General features: G+C 70.8%; 16 protein-coding genes. 10 read left to right on the top strand and 6 right to left on the bottom strand.

From position 1 onward, the window contains the following. The first annotated feature begins 36 nt into the window (after positions 1-36). The 7 genes from ACR9ZG_RS13090 to ACR9ZG_RS13060 all read left to right on the top strand — a co-directional run bounded on the left by ACR9ZG_RS13090 (position 37) and on the right by ACR9ZG_RS13060 (position 6,285). Positions 37-459 (top strand): hypothetical protein, encoded by a 423-nt coding sequence (locus tag ACR9ZG_RS13090; protein WP_481285282.1) that lies wholly within the window; start codon positions 37-39, stop codon positions 457-459. A gap of 33 nt (positions 460-492) precedes the next feature. Beyond that, on the top strand, positions 493-1,260 hold the full coding sequence (locus ACR9ZG_RS13085) for a DUF1684 domain-containing protein (protein ID WP_481285281.1): 768 nt from the start codon (positions 493-495) through the stop codon (positions 1,258-1,260). Between the two features lie 56 nt (positions 1,261-1,316). Continuing rightward, positions 1,317-2,816, top strand: a complete 1,500-nt coding sequence (locus tag ACR9ZG_RS13080; RefSeq protein WP_481285280.1) for an ABC transporter substrate-binding protein — start codon at positions 1,317-1,319, stop codon at positions 2,814-2,816. A 76-nt stretch (positions 2,817-2,892) separates the two neighbouring features. After that, on the top strand, positions 2,893-3,855 hold the full coding sequence (locus ACR9ZG_RS13075) for an ABC transporter permease (RefSeq protein WP_481285279.1): 963 nt from the start codon (positions 2,893-2,895) through the stop codon (positions 3,853-3,855). Continuing rightward, on the top strand, positions 3,852-4,736 hold the full coding sequence (locus ACR9ZG_RS13070; RefSeq protein ID WP_481285278.1) for an ABC transporter permease: 885 nt from the start codon (positions 3,852-3,854) through the stop codon (positions 4,734-4,736). Before ACR9ZG_RS13075 ends, ACR9ZG_RS13070 begins: the two co-directional genes overlap by 4 nt. After that, a complete protein-coding gene (locus ACR9ZG_RS13065; protein WP_481285277.1) occupies positions 4,733-5,521 on the top strand; it encodes an ATP-binding cassette domain-containing protein in 789 nt (262 codons plus the stop codon). The genes ACR9ZG_RS13070 and ACR9ZG_RS13065 overlap by 4 nt, the downstream gene beginning before the upstream one ends. Then, complete coding sequence (locus ACR9ZG_RS13060) at positions 5,518-6,285, top strand: ABC transporter ATP-binding protein (RefSeq protein ID WP_481285276.1); 768 nt, start codon at positions 5,518-5,520, stop codon at positions 6,283-6,285. Before ACR9ZG_RS13065 ends, ACR9ZG_RS13060 begins: the two co-directional genes overlap by 4 nt. 174 nt (positions 6,286-6,459) lie before the next feature. Here ACR9ZG_RS13060 and bcp read toward each other — a convergent pair whose 3' ends face one another. From bcp to aroA, 3 genes are all read right to left on the bottom strand, one after another. Next, positions 6,460-6,933: a thioredoxin-dependent thiol peroxidase gene (gene bcp / locus ACR9ZG_RS13055; protein WP_481285275.1), complete on the bottom strand. Its 474-nt coding sequence runs from the start codon at positions 6,931-6,933 to the stop codon at positions 6,460-6,462. Positions 6,934-7,067: 134 nt separating this feature from the next. After that, positions 7,068-8,120, bottom strand: coding sequence for a ribosome small subunit-dependent GTPase A (gene rsgA, locus ACR9ZG_RS13050; protein WP_481285274.1), 1,053 nt, complete (start codon positions 8,118-8,120; stop codon positions 7,068-7,070). 2 nt (positions 8,121-8,122) lie between these two features. Further along, positions 8,123-9,484 carry a 3-phosphoshikimate 1-carboxyvinyltransferase gene (aroA, locus tag ACR9ZG_RS13045; protein WP_481285284.1) on the bottom strand — a complete coding sequence of 454 codons (1,362 nt, stop codon included), beginning with the start codon at positions 9,482-9,484 and terminating at the stop codon, positions 8,123-8,125. A 132-nt stretch (positions 9,485-9,616) separates the two neighbouring features. Here aroA and ACR9ZG_RS13040 point away from each other — a divergent pair, with 132 nt between their 5' ends. The 3 genes from ACR9ZG_RS13040 (at position 9,617) to ACR9ZG_RS13030 (ending at position 11,440) form a co-directional block, all read left to right on the top strand. After that, a complete protein-coding gene (locus ACR9ZG_RS13040) occupies positions 9,617-10,222 on the top strand; it encodes a sigma-70 family RNA polymerase sigma factor (RefSeq protein ID WP_481285273.1) in 606 nt (201 codons plus the stop codon). Beyond that, positions 10,222-10,467 (top strand): zf-HC2 domain-containing protein, encoded by a 246-nt coding sequence (locus ACR9ZG_RS13035; protein ID WP_481285283.1) that lies wholly within the window; start codon positions 10,222-10,224, stop codon positions 10,465-10,467. Before ACR9ZG_RS13040 ends, ACR9ZG_RS13035 begins: the two co-directional genes overlap by 1 nt. Positions 10,468-10,564: 97 nt before the next feature. After that, entirely contained in the window at positions 10,565-11,440 is an 876-nt protein-coding gene (locus ACR9ZG_RS13030) for an alpha/beta hydrolase (RefSeq protein WP_481285272.1), read from the top strand. Here the strand turns inward: ACR9ZG_RS13030 and ACR9ZG_RS13025 are convergent. From ACR9ZG_RS13025 to ACR9ZG_RS13015, 3 genes are all read right to left on the bottom strand, one after another. Next, positions 11,385-12,161 carry a VOC family protein gene (locus ACR9ZG_RS13025; RefSeq protein WP_481285271.1) on the bottom strand — a complete coding sequence of 259 codons (777 nt, stop codon included), beginning with the start codon at positions 12,159-12,161 and terminating at the stop codon, positions 11,385-11,387. The genes ACR9ZG_RS13030 and ACR9ZG_RS13025 overlap by 56 nt on opposite strands. Before the next feature lie 59 nt (positions 12,162-12,220). After that, positions 12,221-12,739, bottom strand: coding sequence for a hypothetical protein (locus ACR9ZG_RS13020; RefSeq protein ID WP_481285270.1), 519 nt, complete (start codon positions 12,737-12,739; stop codon positions 12,221-12,223). 243 nt (positions 12,740-12,982) lie between these two features. After that, positions 12,983-16,585, bottom strand: a 3,603-nt coding sequence (locus tag ACR9ZG_RS13015; protein ID WP_481285269.1) for a multifunctional oxoglutarate decarboxylase/oxoglutarate dehydrogenase thiamine pyrophosphate-binding subunit/dihydrolipoyllysine-residue succinyltransferase subunit, incomplete at its 5' end; no start/stop codon positions are given.

The following is a 16,585-nucleotide window of genomic DNA, read 5'->3' as shown; positions in this document are numbered from 1 at the left end:
GCTGTGAACACCCGCCCGAAACGTCAGGATGCTATAGTGCCGGACCCTCTCAGCGCCCCCTCGCACCGCCCAGGACCCCTGCTCGCGCTGGCCGTCATCCTGCTTCTCGAGGCGGCTCTGGTCACCGGTCTCGCCGTCTGGCTGCTGATCGACCTGCTGACGCTCACCCCGCAGTCGTACACGACCGCCGTCGCGATCCTCGTGCTGGTGGTGCTCGCGGCCGTCTGGGTCATCGCCACGGCCGTCGGCATCCTGCGCAGGCGTGCCTGGGCGCGGGCGTCGGCCGTCACCATCCAGGTGCTCCAGATCGCGGTGGCCGTCGGCTGCTTCCAGGGCCTCTATGCACGTCCCGACCTCGGCTGGGCGCTGCTCGTGCCCGCCATCGTGGCGGGTGTGCTCGCGCTCACCCCGCGCGTCGTCCAGGCGACCGCGCGCAACACGGAGCAACACGAATCGTGAACGGACGGGAACAAGTCGCAGACTCGGATGGTTATGCCCGACATCGTGACTGATCTCTCCGCATCCCCCGCCACCGCCTCCGACACCCTCCGCTCCACCGTCGCCGCCGCGCGCGACGGCTACCAGGAGTGGCGCGAATGGAGGCTGCGCAGCGTCGCGGAGCCGACCGGCAACCTGGCCCTGATCGAGACCCGCTGGCTCGAGCCGGGCGACGACACGACGCCGGAGCAGGCGCTCGCCGGGCAGCCGGAGACCGTCACCGCCACCGAGCTGAGCCGCCGCGACCTCGACACGGGTGAGCCGCAGCGCGGCATCCGGCTGTGGGACGCCGCCTCGCCGGCGATCCGGGCCTACGAGACGATCGAGGCGTTCCCGTTCGACCCGGCCTGGGTGATCGAGGCCACCTTCACGCCCGTCGACGGCGACCGCACCATCCCGTTCGAGCACATCCGCGACAACGGCCTCACCCGCGACCTCGTCGTCCCGGGCGACATCACCTTCACGCGCGACGGCGTCGACTACACGCTGAGCGCCTTCGACGACGACGGCACGCTGCTGCTGGTCTTCGGCGACCCGACGAACGGCGCGGAGGGCGACGACGGCACGTACGCGTCCGGCCGCTTCCTCTTCGTCCGCCGCGACGGCGACCGCGCCGTGCTCGACTTCAACCGCGCCTTCGTGCCGCCGTGCGGCTTCTCGGACCAGTACAACTGTCCGCTGCCGCCCCGGAACAACCGCTTCGCCGTGCCGGTCCTGGCCGGAGAGAAGCGCGTCGTCCTCCGCGGCGGCGCCGCCCACTGACCGCCGGCTCCCGGCACCTCCCCCTCTTCCCCTCCCACAGCACACAGGAGAACTCCGTGAGAAAGACCCCCTTCATCGCGACGCTCGCGATCGGACTCGCCTCGGCCCTGGCGCTCGCCGGCTGCGCGGGCGGTTCGTCGTCCGCCGCCTCGGGCAGCGACGCGACCATCGCGGTCGGTTCGCAGAACGAGCCGGTCAACCTCGACAACACGGCCGGCAGCGGCAGCGGCGTCACCGAGGCGTTCAACGGCAACGTCTACGAGGGCCTGTTCAAGCTGACCGACGACGGCAAGGTCGAGCCTCTGCTGGCGACGAAGTACACGACCAGCGACGACGGCCTGACCTACACCTTCACCCTTCGCGAGGGCGTGAAGTTCCACTCGGGCGGCGAGTTCACGAGCGCCGACGTGAAGCGCAGCATCGAGCGCGTCACCGCCGAGAACTCGCAGTCGGCCCGCAAGTCGCAGCTGGCCGTCATCTCCGGCATCGACACCCCTGACGCGCACACCGCCGTCATCCACCTGTCCGAGCGCTCCATCTCGCTGCCGTACAACCTCAGCTACGTGTGGATGACCGGCACCGGCGTGAAGAACCTCAAGACCGCCGAGGACGGCACCGGGCCGTACAAGCTCGGCACCTGGAAGCGCGGCAGCTCGCTCAACATCGTCCGCTGGGACGGGTACTGGGGTGAGAAGGCGAAGAACAAGGAGGTCGTGTTCGACTACTTCACCGACGCCTCCGCCCTCTCGAACGCGCTGCTGACCAACCAGGTCGACATCGTGACGAACATCCAGAGCCCGGACACCCTCGACCAGCTGAAGGGCAACAAGGACTACACGATCAACGACGGCAAGTCGACGGTCAAGGAGCTCCTCGCCTTCAACGACCGGGTGGCGCCGTTCGACAAGGCCGAGGTGCGCAAGGCGGTCTACTCGGCGATCGACACCAAGAAGCTGCTCTCGTCCATCTGGGGCGACTACGGAACGCTGATCGGCTCGATGGTCCCGCCGAGCGACCCCTGGTACGAGGACCTCACCAAGGTCAACCCGTACGACGTGAGCCTGGCCAAGAAGGAGCTGGCCGAGGCCGGTCTGCCCGACGGCTTCACCTTCACGCTCGACACCCCGACCTACGACCCGCACCCCGCGGTCGCCGAGTTCGTGAAGAGCGAGCTGGCGAAGGTCGGCATCACGGTGAACATCAACTCCATCTCGGCCGACGAGTGGTACTCCAAGGTGTTCAAGGACCACGACTTCGAGGCGACCCTGCAGGAGCACGTGAACGACCGCGACGTGGTCTGGTACGGCAACCCCGACTTCTACTGGGGCTACGACAACCCGCAGGTGACCCAGTGGGTGAAGGAGGCCGAGCAGGCGTCCACGACGGACGAGCAGACCGCCAAGCTCAAGCAGGTCAACGAGCAGATCGCGAAGGACGCCGCGAGCGTCTGGCTCTACCTCACGCCGCAGATCGTGGTGGCGTCGAGCGACCTCAGCGGGTACACCGTGAACGGTCTGAACTCGACGTTCTACACCTACGACATCGTCAAGAAGTAACCCCGCTCCACGAGTTGTCCACAGATGCTCGGGAGGCCGCGAGGGCGGTCTCCCGAGCATCTACGCTGAGAGGATCATGGCTTCCTATCTCCTGCGCCGCACCGGGTTCCTCCTGGTGTCGCTGCTGCTCGCCATGGTCGTCCTGTTCTTCCTGCTGCGCGTCCTGCCGGGCGACCCCGCCAACGCGCTGCTCTCGGTCAACGCGACGCCGGAGCAGGTGGAGGCCGCGCGCGCCCAGGTGGGCAGCGACAAGCCGATCCTGGAGCAGTTCGCGAGCTGGTTCGGCAGCCTGCTGTCGCTGAACCTGGGGGAGTCGTTCGTCACCTCCCTCCCGGTCGGGCCCGAGATCGCGTCGCGACTGGCGGTGACCGTGCCGCTCACCCTCCTGTCCTTCCTCCTCGCGCTCGTGCTCGCCCTGCCGATCGGCTTCGTCGCCGGCTGGAAGAGCGATCGCTGGTACGGCATCGCGCTCTCCGCGTTCTCGCAGCTCGGGATCGCGGTCCCGGTCTTCTGGGTCGGCATCCTGCTGGTCAGCGCGTTCTCGATCAATCTGCGCTGGTTCCCGGCCGGCGGGTTCCCGCGTGACGACTGGGCCGACCCGGCCGCGGCGCTCGAGGCGCTCGCGCTGCCGATCATCACCATCGCGATCGTGATGAGCGCCTCCATCTCGCGCTACGTCCGCAGTGCGACGCTCGACGTGATCGGGAGCGACTACCTGCGCAACGCCCGCGCCCTCGGCTCCGGGTTCGGCGCGGCGATGTGGCGGCACGGGCTGCGCAACGGCGCCGTGCCGGTCATCTCCATCCTCGGCATCGAGCTCGCGACGACGTTCCTCGGCGCGGTGGTCGTCGAGAGCGTCTTCACCCTGCCGGGCCTCGGGAGCATGCTGCTCAAGGCGATCGAGCAGCACGACTACCCGAACATCCAGGGCATCCTGTTCATCTCCACGTTCGCCGTGCTGATCATCGGCTTCGCCGCCGACATCGTGCAGCGGCTGGTGGACCCGCGGCTGCGGCAGAGCATCTCGGGCAACCGATGAGCGCGGTCGTCGAGCAGGCAGCGGCGCAGGGCGCCGCCCCGGACCCGCGGCTGGCCGCGCGCCGCCGTCGCCGTCGCTCCGTCACCCTCGGCATCGGGCTGGTGCTGGTCGGACTCGTCGCGCTCGTCGCCGTCGTGTCGTTCGTCTGGCTGCCGTACGCGCCGAGCGACACCGGCGGCGGGCGGCTCGAGGCGCCCGGTCCCGAGCACTGGCTCGGTACCGATCGACTCGGTCGCGACCTCCTGGCTCAGCTGATGGTCGGCGCACGCATCGCGATCGCCGTCGGTCTCGGCTCGGTCGCCATCGGAGCGCTGGTCGGCGTGGTCCTCGGGCTGCTGGCCGCCTTCGCCACCTCGTGGCTCGACGACACGATCTCGGCGTTCCTCGACATCCTGATCGCGTTCCCGACCCTCCTGCTCGCGATGCTGATCGTCGCGGCGCAGGGGGCATCGCTGGGCACGGCCATCGTCGCGATCGGCCTGGCGATGTCGTCGGTGATCGCGCGGCTCACCCGGGTGCTCGCCAAGCGCGTGCTTGCGCAACAGTACGTGACCGCCGCCCGCACCTCGGGCACGTCGTGGCCGGGCGTGATCGGCCGGCACATCCTCCCGAACATCTGGCCGACACTGCTCGTGAACCTCGCGCTGCAGTTCGGCATCGCGGTGCTGGCCGAGGCGAGCCTGTCGTACCTCGGGCTCGGCGCGCCCCCGCCGAACGCGTCGTGGGGGCGGCTGCTGCAGGAGGCGCAGGGCACCGTCGGCGTCGCGCCGATGGGGGCCATCGCACCCGGCGTCGCGATCGTCGTGCTCGTGATCGGGGTCAACATGGTCGCCGACGGTCTGCGCGACGTCGCCGACCCGACCAGGAGGCGGTCACGATGATCCTCGACGTCCGCGATCTGCGGGTGGCCGCCCGCGACGGGTCGGCACTCGTGCACGACGTGTCGTTCTCGCTCGACGCGGGGGAGCGGCTGGGCCTGATCGGCGAGTCCGGCTCCGGCAAGTCGCTGACCTCCTTCGCCGCGCTCGGCCTGCTGCCCGAGGGGCTCACGGCGTCCGGGAGCGTCGAGCTCGCCGGGGTGCAGGTCATCGGCGCGAAAGAGCGCGACCTCGTGCCGCTGCGCGGTCGCACGGCGTCGATGGTGTTCCAGGAGCCGCTCACCGCGCTCGACCCGCTGATGCGCCTCGGCGCGCAGGTCGCCGGCCCGCTCCGCCGGCACCTCGGGCTGAAGGGTGCCGCCCTGCGCGAGGCGGTGCTCGCCGCCCTGACGGAGGTCCGCCTCCCGGAGCCCGAGCGCATCGCCCGGGCCTACCCGCACGAGATCTCGGGCGGCCAGCGGCAGCGCGTCGCCATCGCGGCCGCGCTCGCGTGTCGTCCGCAGCTGCTGATCGCCGACGAGCCGACCACCGCCCTCGACGTGACGGTGCAGGCCGACGTGCTCGCGCTGCTCGACTCACTGGTCGCCGAGCGGGGGATGTCCCTGCTGTTCGTCAGCCACGACCTCGCGGTGGTCTCGCGCATGACCGATCGCGCGCTCGTGCTGCGCGCCGGCCGGGTGGTCGAGGAGGGGCCGCTGAACCGCCTCCTGTCCGCCCCCTCCGACCCGTACACCGCCGAGCTCGTGCGGAGCGCCCGCCAGCTGGACGCCGCCCTGGAGGTGCGATGACGGCCATCCTCGAACTCCGCGACGCCGGCTTCCAGTATCGGCGTGCGGCCGCCCCTGCGCTGCAGGGCGTGTCGCTGGCCGTCGAGGCCGGGCGCAGCGTGGGCCTGGTGGGGGAGTCCGGCGCGGGCAAGACGACGCTCCTGTCGCTCCTGCTCGGGCTGTCGACGCCGACGAGCGGCGAGATCGTCTTCGACGGCACGCCGCTCGACCGGCGCGATCGGGCGCGGATGCGGGAGTTCCGGAGGAGCGTGCAGACCGTCTTCCAGGACCCGTACTCGTCGCTCGACCCGCGCCAGAGCGTCGGGCGCATCGTGGCGGAGCCGCTGCGGTCGCTGCGCATCGCGTCGGGTGCCGAGGCTCGCGAACGGGTCGCGGCCGCGCTGCGGGAGGTCGCCCTGCCGGCCGACGCGGCGGAGCGCTATCCGCACGAGTTCTCCGGCGGTCAGCGTCAGCGCATCGCGATCGCACGCGCCATCGTGTCGCGTCCGCGGGTGCTGCTCGCGGACGAGCCTGTCAGCGCGCTCGACGTGACGACGCGCATCCAGATCATCGACCTGCTCGGCGAGCTGGCCGAACGCGACGGCATGACGGTCGTCATGGTCTCGCACGACCTCGGCGTCGTGGCGTCCCTCTGCGCGCAGACGGTGGTGCTGCAGGGCGGCCGGGTGGTCGAGCAGGGCCCGACCACCGACGTGCTGCGCGCACCGGCCGACCCGTACACGCGCCGCCTCCTCGCGTCGGTCCCGCGCCTCCCCGCGCCCTGAGCTGCGCTGACGCGCGCCCGCGCGCTGCGCCCGCGCGCTGCGCCCGCGCGCTGCGTCGGCGACGAGTGGTGAGCAGATGCGGGTTCCCGCGCCGAGTCGTGACATGAGCTCACGACTCGGCGGCGGAAGCCGCATCTGCTCACGACTGGGCGGGGCGTCCGCGCCGGGGAGCGGTCAGTCGAGGCCGAGCTTCTTGCGGAGCGACGTCACGTGGCCGGTGGCCTTCACGTTGTAGAGGGGGAGGCGGATGGAGCCGTCCGGGTCGATGACGAACGTGGAGCGGATGACGCCCTCCACGGTCTTGCCGTAGAGCTTCTTCTCGCCGTAGGCGCCGTACGCCTTGTGCACGGCGAGGTCCTCGTCCGAGAGCAGCGGGAAGTTGAGGCCCTCCTGCTCCTGGAACTGCTTGTTCTTGGCGGGGGCGTCCTTCGAGATGCCGATCACGCGGTAGCCGCTGGACTTCAGCGAGTTGAGGTTGTCGCGGAAGTCGCACGCCTCCGTCGTGCACCCCGGCGTCATCGCGGCCGGGTAGAAGTACACGATCACGTTGTCGCCGGCGTAGTCGCCGAGCGAGACGGGCGCGCCGTCCTGGTCGGTGAGGGTGAACGTGGGCGCAGGCTGCCCTGCTTCGAGTCGCACATCAGTCATGCCCCCATTCTCCCAGCGCGAGGGGCGTCATTCTGCCGGAATCCGCCCCGAATTTCGGCAGAACGACGCCCCTCGCGGATCGCGCAGCGGGAGGCAGGCGCAGCGAAGCGGGAGGCAGGCGCAGCGCAGGCGCGTCAGCGGGCGAAGGTGGTGAGGAGGCGCTGCAGCGAGTCGAGGCGGGCGCGGCCGGTCTCGCCGAGGGCTCCGGCGTCGACGGCCTCCTGGATGGCGCAGTCCGGCGCGTCCGGGAGGTGCGTGCAGCCGCGCGGGCAGTCCTCCGCCAGCGCCGCGAGGTCGGTGAACGACTTGAGGATGCTGTCGGTGTTCACGTGGCCCAGCCCGAACGAGCGCACGCCGGGGGTGTCGATGACCCAGCCGTGCCCCTCCCCGTTCTCCACGCGCAGCGAGACGGTGGAGGAGGACGTGTGCCGCCCGCGCCCGGTCACCGCGTTCACGTGGCCGGTCGCGCGCCTGGCGCCGGGCACGATCGCGTTGACGAGCGTCGACTTGCCGACCCCCGAGTGCCCGACCACCACCGTGTCGTGCCCGACGAGCGCCGCACGGATCTCGTCGACCGGGATGTGATCCTCCCTGCTGGTGAACACCGGCAGGTCGAGCCCGGCGAAGTTCTCCAGGAACGGCCGAGGATCGGCCAGGTCGATCTTCGTGACGCAGAGCATGGGCTCGATGCCGGCGTCGTACGCGGCCACCAGGTAGCGGTCCACCAGGCGCGTGCGCGGCTCCGGGTTGGCGGCGGCCACGACGATCAGCATCTGGTCCGCGTTCGCGACGACCACCCGCTCCACCTCGTCCGTGTCGTCGGCGCTGCGGCGGAGGAGGGTCGTGCGCGGCTCGATGCGGACGATGCGGCCGAGGGTCCCCTCCTCGCCGGAGGTGTCGCCCACGACGGCGACGCGATCCCCGGTCACGATGGCCTGGCGGCGCAGCTCGCTCGCGCGGGCGGCGGTCAACTGGCGCTCGTCGTCCCCGCCCTCGTCGAGCAGCACGGTGTAGCGCCCGCGGTCCACCCCGAGCACGCGCGCGATCTCGGCGTCGGCGTGCTCGGGCCGCGTCTTCGTGCGCGGGCGGTTGCCCTTGGGGTTCGGGCGGGTGCGGACGGCCGACTCGTCGTACTCCGCGTAGGCGCCCTCGTCCTCGTCGTCGCCGTCGTCCGCCCACCACGACATGATTACGCGGCGCCGTCCTGCAGCATGCGGGTCCAGAGCTCGGTGAACTGCGGGAGGGTCTTGGCCGTCGTCGCGACGTTCTCGATCTCGACGCCGGGCACCACCAGGCCGACGATCGCTCCCGCGGTCGCCATCCGGTGGTCCTCGTAGCTGCGCCAGACTCCGCCGTGGAGGGGCTTCGGCTCGATGCGCAGACCGTCCTCCAGCTCCGTGACCGCTCCGCCCAACCCGTTGATCTCGGCGGCCAGTGCGGCCAGCCGGTCGGTCTCGTGGTGGCGGATGTGGCCGATGCCGGTGATCTCGCTCGGCGACTCGGCCAGCGCGGCGATCGCGACCAGTGCGGGGGCGAGCTCGCCGCCGGTCGTGAGGTCGAGCTGAACGCCCTGGATGCGCTCCGGCCCGGTCACGGTCAGGCGGTCGCCCTCCCGCGTGACGGTGGCGCCGAAGAGCGGCAGCAGGTCGACGAGGTCCGCCCCGACCTGGGTGGTCGACGCCGGCCAGCCGCTGATCGTGACGGAGCCTCCGGTCACCACCGCCGCGGCCAGGAACGGCGCCGCGTTGGAGAGGTCTGGCTCGATGTCGATGTCGCGGGCCGCGATCGCGCCGGGCCGCACGATCCAGTGGCCGACCTCCGGCGACTCCACGGTCACGCCGCGGGCGGCCAGCGCCGCGATCGTCATCTCGATGTGCGGGAGGCTCGGGAGGCGCTCGCCGGCATGGGTCAGGTCGAGCCCTTCCTCGAAGCGGGCCGCCGAGAGCAGCAGGGCGCTGACGAACTGGCTGCTGCTCGACGCGTCGACCTCGACCGCGCCGCCGCGCACCGACCCGGTGCCGTGGACGGTGAAGGGGAGGGCGCCGCGGCCGTCGTCGTTCACATCGACCCCGAGCGCGCGGAGGGCCGCGATGATGGCGTGCATCGGGCGCCCGCGGGCCGAGTCGTCCGCGTCGAACATCGTCGGGCCGAGCGCGAGCCCGGCGATCGGCGGCACGAACCGCATGACCGTTCCGGCCTGCCCGCACTCGATCGTTGTGCTGCCGAGCAGCTCCTCCGCCGGGGTCACCAGCAGGTCGGCGCCGAACTCGCCGGACCCGGGCCGCTCCACGATGGTCACGCCCAGCGCCCGCAGCGCCTCGACCATGTTCGCGGAGTCGCGCGAGTGCAGCGGCGCGCGCAGCAGCGACGGACCGTCGGCGAGGGCGGACAGCACGAGCTCGCGCGCCGTCAGCGACTTGGACCCCGGAAGCGAGACGGATGCCGTCACCGGACCCGCCGCGACGGGGGCCGGCCACAGCGTGTTCGGCTCGTCCGCGCGGTTGTCGCCGTACGGGTCGAAGTCGGGGGCGGAATATTTCGAGATCAGCATTGTTGTCAAGATTATCCGTTTCCGACCAGAGGAAGGCTGCCCGTGGCTCCCGCGACCGCTGTGCTCGACGCTCCTGCGCCCCAGGCGCTTCGGGCGCGCACGCTGCGGGCACCGCAATTAGACTGGCCGGTGATGACCACCGAGACGCAGGATCAGGGCCGCCTCTTCGAGGAGCAGGCCCTGCCCTTCATGGACCAGCTCTACGCGGCCGCCCTCCGCATGACCAGGAACCCGTCGGACGCACAGGACCTGGTGCAGGAGACGTACGTCAAGGCGTACGGCGCGTTCGGCCAGTTCAAGCAGGGCACGAACCTGAAGGCGTGGCTGTACCGCATCCTCACCAACACGTTCATCAACACCTACCGCAAGAAGCAGCGCGAGCCGTACCAGGGCACGATCGACGAGCTCGAGGACTGGCAGCTCGGCGGCGCGGAGTCCATGTCCGCCGCCTCCAGCCGCTCGGCCGAGGCGGAGGCGATCGACCACCTGCCCGACAGCGCCGTCAAGGACGCGCTGCAGGCCATCCCGGAGGACTTCCGGCTGGCCGTCTACCTCGCCGATGTCGAGGGCTTCTCGTACCAGGAGATCGCCGACATCATGAAGACCCCGATCGGCACCGTGATGAGCCGCCTCCACCGCGGCCGCCGGATGCTCAGGGAGCTGCTGACCGACTACGCGCACGAGCGGGGCCTCTCTGCGGTCCAGGATCCCGCCGTGCAGACCCCCAGGAGAAAATGATGACCGACTGCGGTTGTGAGAAGGCCAAGGCCGAACTCGAAGAGTACCTGCGCAACGAGCTCTGCAGCGAGGATGCTGCCGACGTGCGCGAGCACCTCGCCAACTGCTCCGGCTGCTCGGACGAGGCTCACCTCAACGTCGTGCTGACCGAGGTGGTGCAGCGGGCGTGCAAGGAGACCGCGCCCGAGACGCTCCGCACCGAGGTGCTGCTGAAGATCCGGTCGTTCCAGGCCAGCGTCCACTAGGCGCGTCATCGACCCGCGCCTGCTCCCGCTGGTCGGCGAGACCCGCGCGTTCTACGAGCGGCGCGGCACCGGCCGCGGCCCGAGCGGCCCGGACGGCGTGGCCGCGATCCGGGAGAGAGCGACCTCTGCCAGCGCGTCAGCGCCCGGCGCGGAACCACTGGGCACCGAGGTCCTGACCGTCGAGCACGATGGTCGAAGCGTCACGATCCGCGTCCACTCGCCCGCGGCGGGCGCTCCGCGGGGCGCACTCCTGAACATCCACGGAGGTGGCTTCTACCTCGGACCCACCTCGGCGGACGACCGCCGCAACCGTGCGCTCGCCGAGGACCTCGGCATCGCGGTGATCGACGTGGACCACCGGCTGGCGCCCGAGCATCCCTGGCCCGCCGCGCCGGACGACTGCGAGACCGCAGCGCTCTGGCTCGCCGACGAGGCTCTCGTCCGGTTCGGGACGGACCGGCTCACGATCGGCGGCTTCTCGGCCGGCGCCACCCTCGCGCTGACGACGCTCCTCCGTCTCCGGGACCGCGGCGTCCAGCCGTTCGCGGGTGCCGCCCTGCAGTTCGGCACGTACGACCTGAGCGGGCGGACGCCGGCCGGGCGACTGATCGCCGACGAGTACTTCATCGAGGCGTACGCGGGGGAGGCGCCCGACCGCGCGCACCCGGACATCTCGCCGATCTTCGCCGAGGTCCGCGGACTCCCTCCCGTGCTGATCATCGTGGGGGAGGAGGACGTGCTCCTAAAGGACAACCTCGCGATGGCGGCGCACCTCCAGGCGGCCGGTGTCGACGTCGACCTGCGCGTCTACCCGGCCGCGCCGCACGGCTTCACCGGACACCCGACGCCGATGGCCGCTGCCGCGGGGGAGGACCTCCGGGGCTGGCTCCGCAACCGCCTGCACGAGGGCGGCGATGTCACTCCCCGGAGCGCACCTGATTCAGGAAGAACAGCCCGCCGAGCGGATCGGTGACCTGCGCGAACCTCCCGAACTCGCTGTCCCAGGGGTCGCGCACCACGGTGCCGCCGAGATCGATCACGCGCTGGGAGGCCGCTTCCGCGTCGGTGACGCCGAAGTAGACGACCCAGTGCGAGGGGACGCCCTCTGGCAGCATCCCGTCGGCGTCGTACACGCCGCCCGCGGGCGACGCCGGGTCGCCGAAGGTCACGTAGCGGAAGTCGGCGGTGTCGCCGAGCACCTGCGTGGTCCAGCCGAAGATCCGCGTGTAGAAATCGACCTGGGCCGCGTAGCTGCGGGCGTAGAGCTCGTGCCAGGCGAGTCCGCCGGCCTCTGCGACCAGCTCGAAGCCGCGGTGCTGGTCAGGATCCCACATCCCGACGACCGCGCCGCCCGGGTCGGCGATGACGGCGAGGCGGCCCTGGTCGCCCACGGTCATCGTGGGGGCGACGACCACGGCGCCGGCCTTCTCCGCCGCCTGCACGGACGCGTCGGCGTCCTCGACGAGCAGGTAGGTGAGCCAGCTGTCGGGCTGGGCGCCCTCCATCGCGGGGCCGAGGCCGGCGATGCGGTGGCCGTCCTTGCGGAAGGTGACGTAGCCTCCGTACTCCTCGCCCGCCTCCTCGGCGGTCCAGCCGAACAGTGCGGTGTAGAAGTCGCGGGCGCGCGGCACGTCGGAGGCGGCGTAATCGACCCAGCAGGGCTCGCCGAGGCGGTGGGTGGTGAGGACGGTCATGGGGTTACGGTACGCCCAAGAGCTCACCCTGCCCACATCGGTCCGGACCCAAGGGGGGCTCACCCGATCCCGACGGACGTTGCGACGACGGCGAGGAGAGCGAGCAGGAGGGTGTTCGCGGCCGCGATCATCCGCAGGTGCAGACCTCGGCCGTTCCACTTCTTCTCGATCAGCGCGCGTGTCTCGTGTGCTGCAGCCTCCCCCTCGCTGTCCCAGTCCTCGTTGTATTCGCCGGGCGGGGCGGCTTCCATGAGCGCCTCGATGCGCTGCTGCTCGGCCCGGTCAGGTGCACGGCTGAACCCTGCGATGCTCGGACTCAGGTAGGACAACAGATTTCCCGCGAGAGCGAGGGCCGCGGTCCACACGGCGAGCCAGAGCGGGAAACCGGAGAGGAAGGTCAGCAGGGCCTTGAGAGCAGTCTCCTGATCGTGCGCTGCCAGCGCCGCACGCACATCACCGAGCGCGAGAGTCGCGCCGACGACGGTGCAGATGGCGGGTACGAAGACCACGACCGTGCTGAGGGGCCCCCAGGGGCTTCGGGATCGGGTGCTCGGCTGGTTCGCCGTCGTGCTGCTCACGAGCCACACCATCGGCGCCTCTCGACCAGCCGTTAGGCAGAAGGGGCCGCCCGTCAACCACAACGAACACCCCCCCCCCCCCGCGCGAGGGGGGCCCCACCCCACCCACCCCGCTCGAAAAGGTGCACCCCCCACCCCCCCCCCCCCCCCCCCCCGGGCCCCCCCCCCCCCCCGTTTCCCCCCCCGCCGGGCCCCACCACCTCGCCGCCGCCGGCCTCCGCGCGGACGTACCGCCGGGGCGCGCTACAGCGTCAGCGCGCGCTGGATCAGTAGCGACTGCTCCTGCGCGTGACGCTTGGCCGAGCCCGCGGCCGGCGACGCCGACGGCGGGCGCGAGACCACGCCGAGCGGGCGCGGGCCGAGCTTGGAGGTCTCCAGGATCATGTACGGCCAGGCGCCCTGGTTCTCGGGCTCGTCCTGCACCCACACGATCTCGGCGTTGGGGTAGGAGTCGACGACCGCCTTGAGCTCGTCGCCGGGCAGCGGGTAGAACTGCTCCACCCTGACCAGTGCGACCTCGGGGTTCGGGTTCTTCTCGAGCTCGTTGAGGAGGTCGTAGTAGAGCTTGCCTGCCATGAGGAGGACACGCTTCACCGCGGTCTTGTCGGTGATCCGCTTGTCGTCGATCACCGGCTCGAAGCGGCCCGACGTGAAGTCGGCCACATCGCTCGACGCGCCGCGGAGCCGCAGCATCGCCTTCGGGGTGAAGACGACCAGCGGGCGGCGGGGGCGCGCGTACGCCTGACGGCGCAGCAGGTGGAAGTACGACGCCGGCGTCGACGGCCGGGCGACGGTCATGTTGTTCTCGGCGCACAGCTGCAGGTACCGCTCGATGCGGGCGCTGGAGTGGTCGGGTCCCTGACCCTCGTAGCCGTGGGGGAGGAGCAGCACCAGCGACGAGCGCTGGCCCCACTTCTGCTCGGCCGAGGAGATGAACTCGTCGATGATGATCTGCGCGCCGTTGGCGAAGTCGCCGAACTGCGCCTCCCACAGCACCAGGGCGTCGGGCCGCTCGACCGAGTAGCCGTACTCGAAGCCCATGGCCGCGTACTCGCTGAGCAGCGAGTCGTAGATCCAGAACTTCGCCTGGTTGTCGCTGAGGTTCGCGAGCGGCAGCCACTCCTGGCCGTTCTGCCGGTCGTGGAGCACCGCGTGGCGCTGCACGAAGGTGCCGCGGCGGGCGTCCTGGCCGGCGAGACGCACCGGCGTGCCCTCGATGAGCAGGGAGCCCAGGGCGAGCAGCTCGCCGAAGCCCCAGTCGATGCCGCCGTTGCGGCTCATCTCGCCGCGCTTGTTCAGCAGCTGCTGCAGCTTGGGGTGCACGGTGAAGCCGGCGGGCGGGTTGTTGAAGGCGTCGCCGATCAGCTGAATGACCTGGCCGCTCACCGCGGTGGTGTCCGGCTCGCCGACGTTGTCGTCGGCCTGCTGCGCGGTCGGCTGCTCCAGGTCGCCCGAGCCGCCCTCGTCGTCGCCGATGACCGGGGTGGAGTTGGTCTGCGCGGCGTGGGTCTCCATGAAGGCGCGCTCCAGGCGCTCCTGGAAGTCCTTGTGCGCCTGCTCGTACTCCTCCTCGGTGATGTCGCCGCGGCCGACCAGGGCCTCGGTGTACAGGCGGCGCACGGAGCGCTTCGCCTCGATGAGGTTGTACATGAGCGGCTGCGTCATCGACGGGTCGTCGCCCTCGTTGTGGCCGCGACGGCGGTAGCAGATGAGATCGATGACGACGTCGCGCTTGAACTCCTGGCGGTACTCGAAGGCGAGCTGCGCGACGCGCACCACGGCCTCCGGGTCGTCGCCGTTCACGTGGAAGATCGGCGCCTGGATGGTCTTGGCGACGTCGGTCGAGTACACCGAGGTGCGGCCCTCGCCGGGAGGCGTCGTGAAGCCGACCTGGTTGTTGATGTTGACGTGAATGGTGCCGCCCGTGCGGTACGCCCGCAGCTGCGACATCTGCATCTGCTCCACCACGATGCCCTGGCCCGCCATCGCGGCGTCGCCGTGGATGAGGATCGGCAGGGTGAGGAAGGTGCCGGCAGGGCGGCGGTCCTGCTTGGCGCGGACGATGCCCTCGAGCACGCCGTCGACGGCCTCCAGGTGGGAGGGGTTGGCCGCGAGGTAGACCGGGATCTCCTCGCCGTTCGCGCCCTTGAAGGTGCCCTCGGTGCCGAGGTGGTACTTCACGTCGCCGGAGCCCTGGACCGTGCGCGGGTCCTGCGTGCCCTCGAACTCGCGGAAGATCTGGCCGTACGTCTTGCCCGCGATGTTCGTCAGGACGTTGAGGCGGCCGCGGTGGGCCATGCCGATCGCGACCTCGTCGAGCTCTGCCTCCGCCGCGCCCTGGAGGATCGTGTCGAGCAGGGCGATCGTGGACTCGCCGCCCTCGAGGCTGAACCGCTTCTGGCCGACGTACTTGGTCTGCAGGAAGGTCTCGAACGCCTCCGCCTCGTTGAGCTTGCCCATGATGCGCAGCTGCTCGTCGTGGGTCGGCTTCTCGTAGGGGCGCTCCAGCTTCTGCTGGAACCACTCGCGCTGCGCCGGGTCCTGGATGTGCATGTACTCGATGCCGACGGTGCGGCAGTACGAGTCGCGCAGCACCCCGAGGATGTCGCGCAGCTTCATCGTGCGGCGGTCGCCGCCGAACTTGCCGGTGACGAACTCGCGGTCGAGGTCCCAGAAGGTGAGGCCGTGGTTCTCGATCTCGAGGTCGGGGTGCGAGCGCTGCTGGTACTCCAGCGGGTCGATGTCGGCCATGAGGTGGCCGCGCACGCGGTACGAGTTGATGAGCTCCTGGACGCGGGCGGTCTTGTCGACGGCGCTCGCGAGGTCGACGCTGATGTCCGGGTTCCAGCGGATCGGCGCGTACGGGATGCGCAGCTCGGCGAAGATGTCGTCGTAGAAGCTGCGCTTGCCGATGAGCAGCTCGTGCACGATCTTGAGGAACTCGCCGGAGCCGGCGCCCTGGATGACGCGGTGGTCGTAGGTGCTGGTCAGCGTGATGGTCTTGCCGATCGCGAGGCCGGCCAGCGTCTTCTCGCTGGAGCCCTGGAACTCGGCCGGGTACTCGAGCGCGCCGGCGCCGATGATGGCGCCCTGGCCCTTCATCAGGCGCGGCACGGAGTGGACGGTGCCGATGCCGCCGGGGTTGGTCAGTGAGATCGTGGTGCCGGCGAAGTCGGCCGCCGTGAGCTTGTTGTTGCGCGCCTTCGAGACCAGGTCCTCGTAGGCGGAGAGGTACTCGCCGAACGCCATCGTGTCGGCGCGCTTGATGCTGGGGACGAGGAGCGCGCGCGAGCCGTCGGGCTTCGGGATGTCGATCGCGATGCCGAGGTTGATGTGCGCGGGGGCCACGACGGACGGCTTGCCGTCGACCTCCTCGTAGAAGACGTTCTGGCTCGGGAACTCCTTCAGCGCCTGGATCAGCGCCCAGCCGATGAGGTGCGTGAACGAGACCTTGCCGCCGCGGGCCCGCTTGAGGTGGTTGTTGATGACGATGCGGTTGTCGATCATCAGCTTGGCCGGGATGGTGCGCACGCTGGTCGCGGTGGGAACCGTCAGCGAGGCGTCCATGTTGGTGGCGAGCGACTTGGCCATGCCACGCAGCGGGGTGACCTTGTCCTCCTCGGCCGGCTCGGCGACGGCGTTCGGGGAGGTGACCGGCGCCTCGGCCGGGACGGGCTGCGGCTTCGGCGCCACGGACGTCGTCCTGGCCACCGGCTGCTGGCCGATGATCGGGATGGGCGTGGTGATCGGGCGGGGCTCGCCGGAGCTCTGCGCGGGGGCCACGACGGACGGCTTGCCGTCGACCTCCTCGTAGAAGACGTTCTGGCTCGGGAACTCCTTCAGCGC

Source organism: Leifsonia sp. KNZ12-8B (assembly GCF_056755495.1).
The sequence above is the reverse complement of the archived record's forward strand: the minus strand, read 5'-3'. Positions and strand labels throughout refer to the sequence as shown.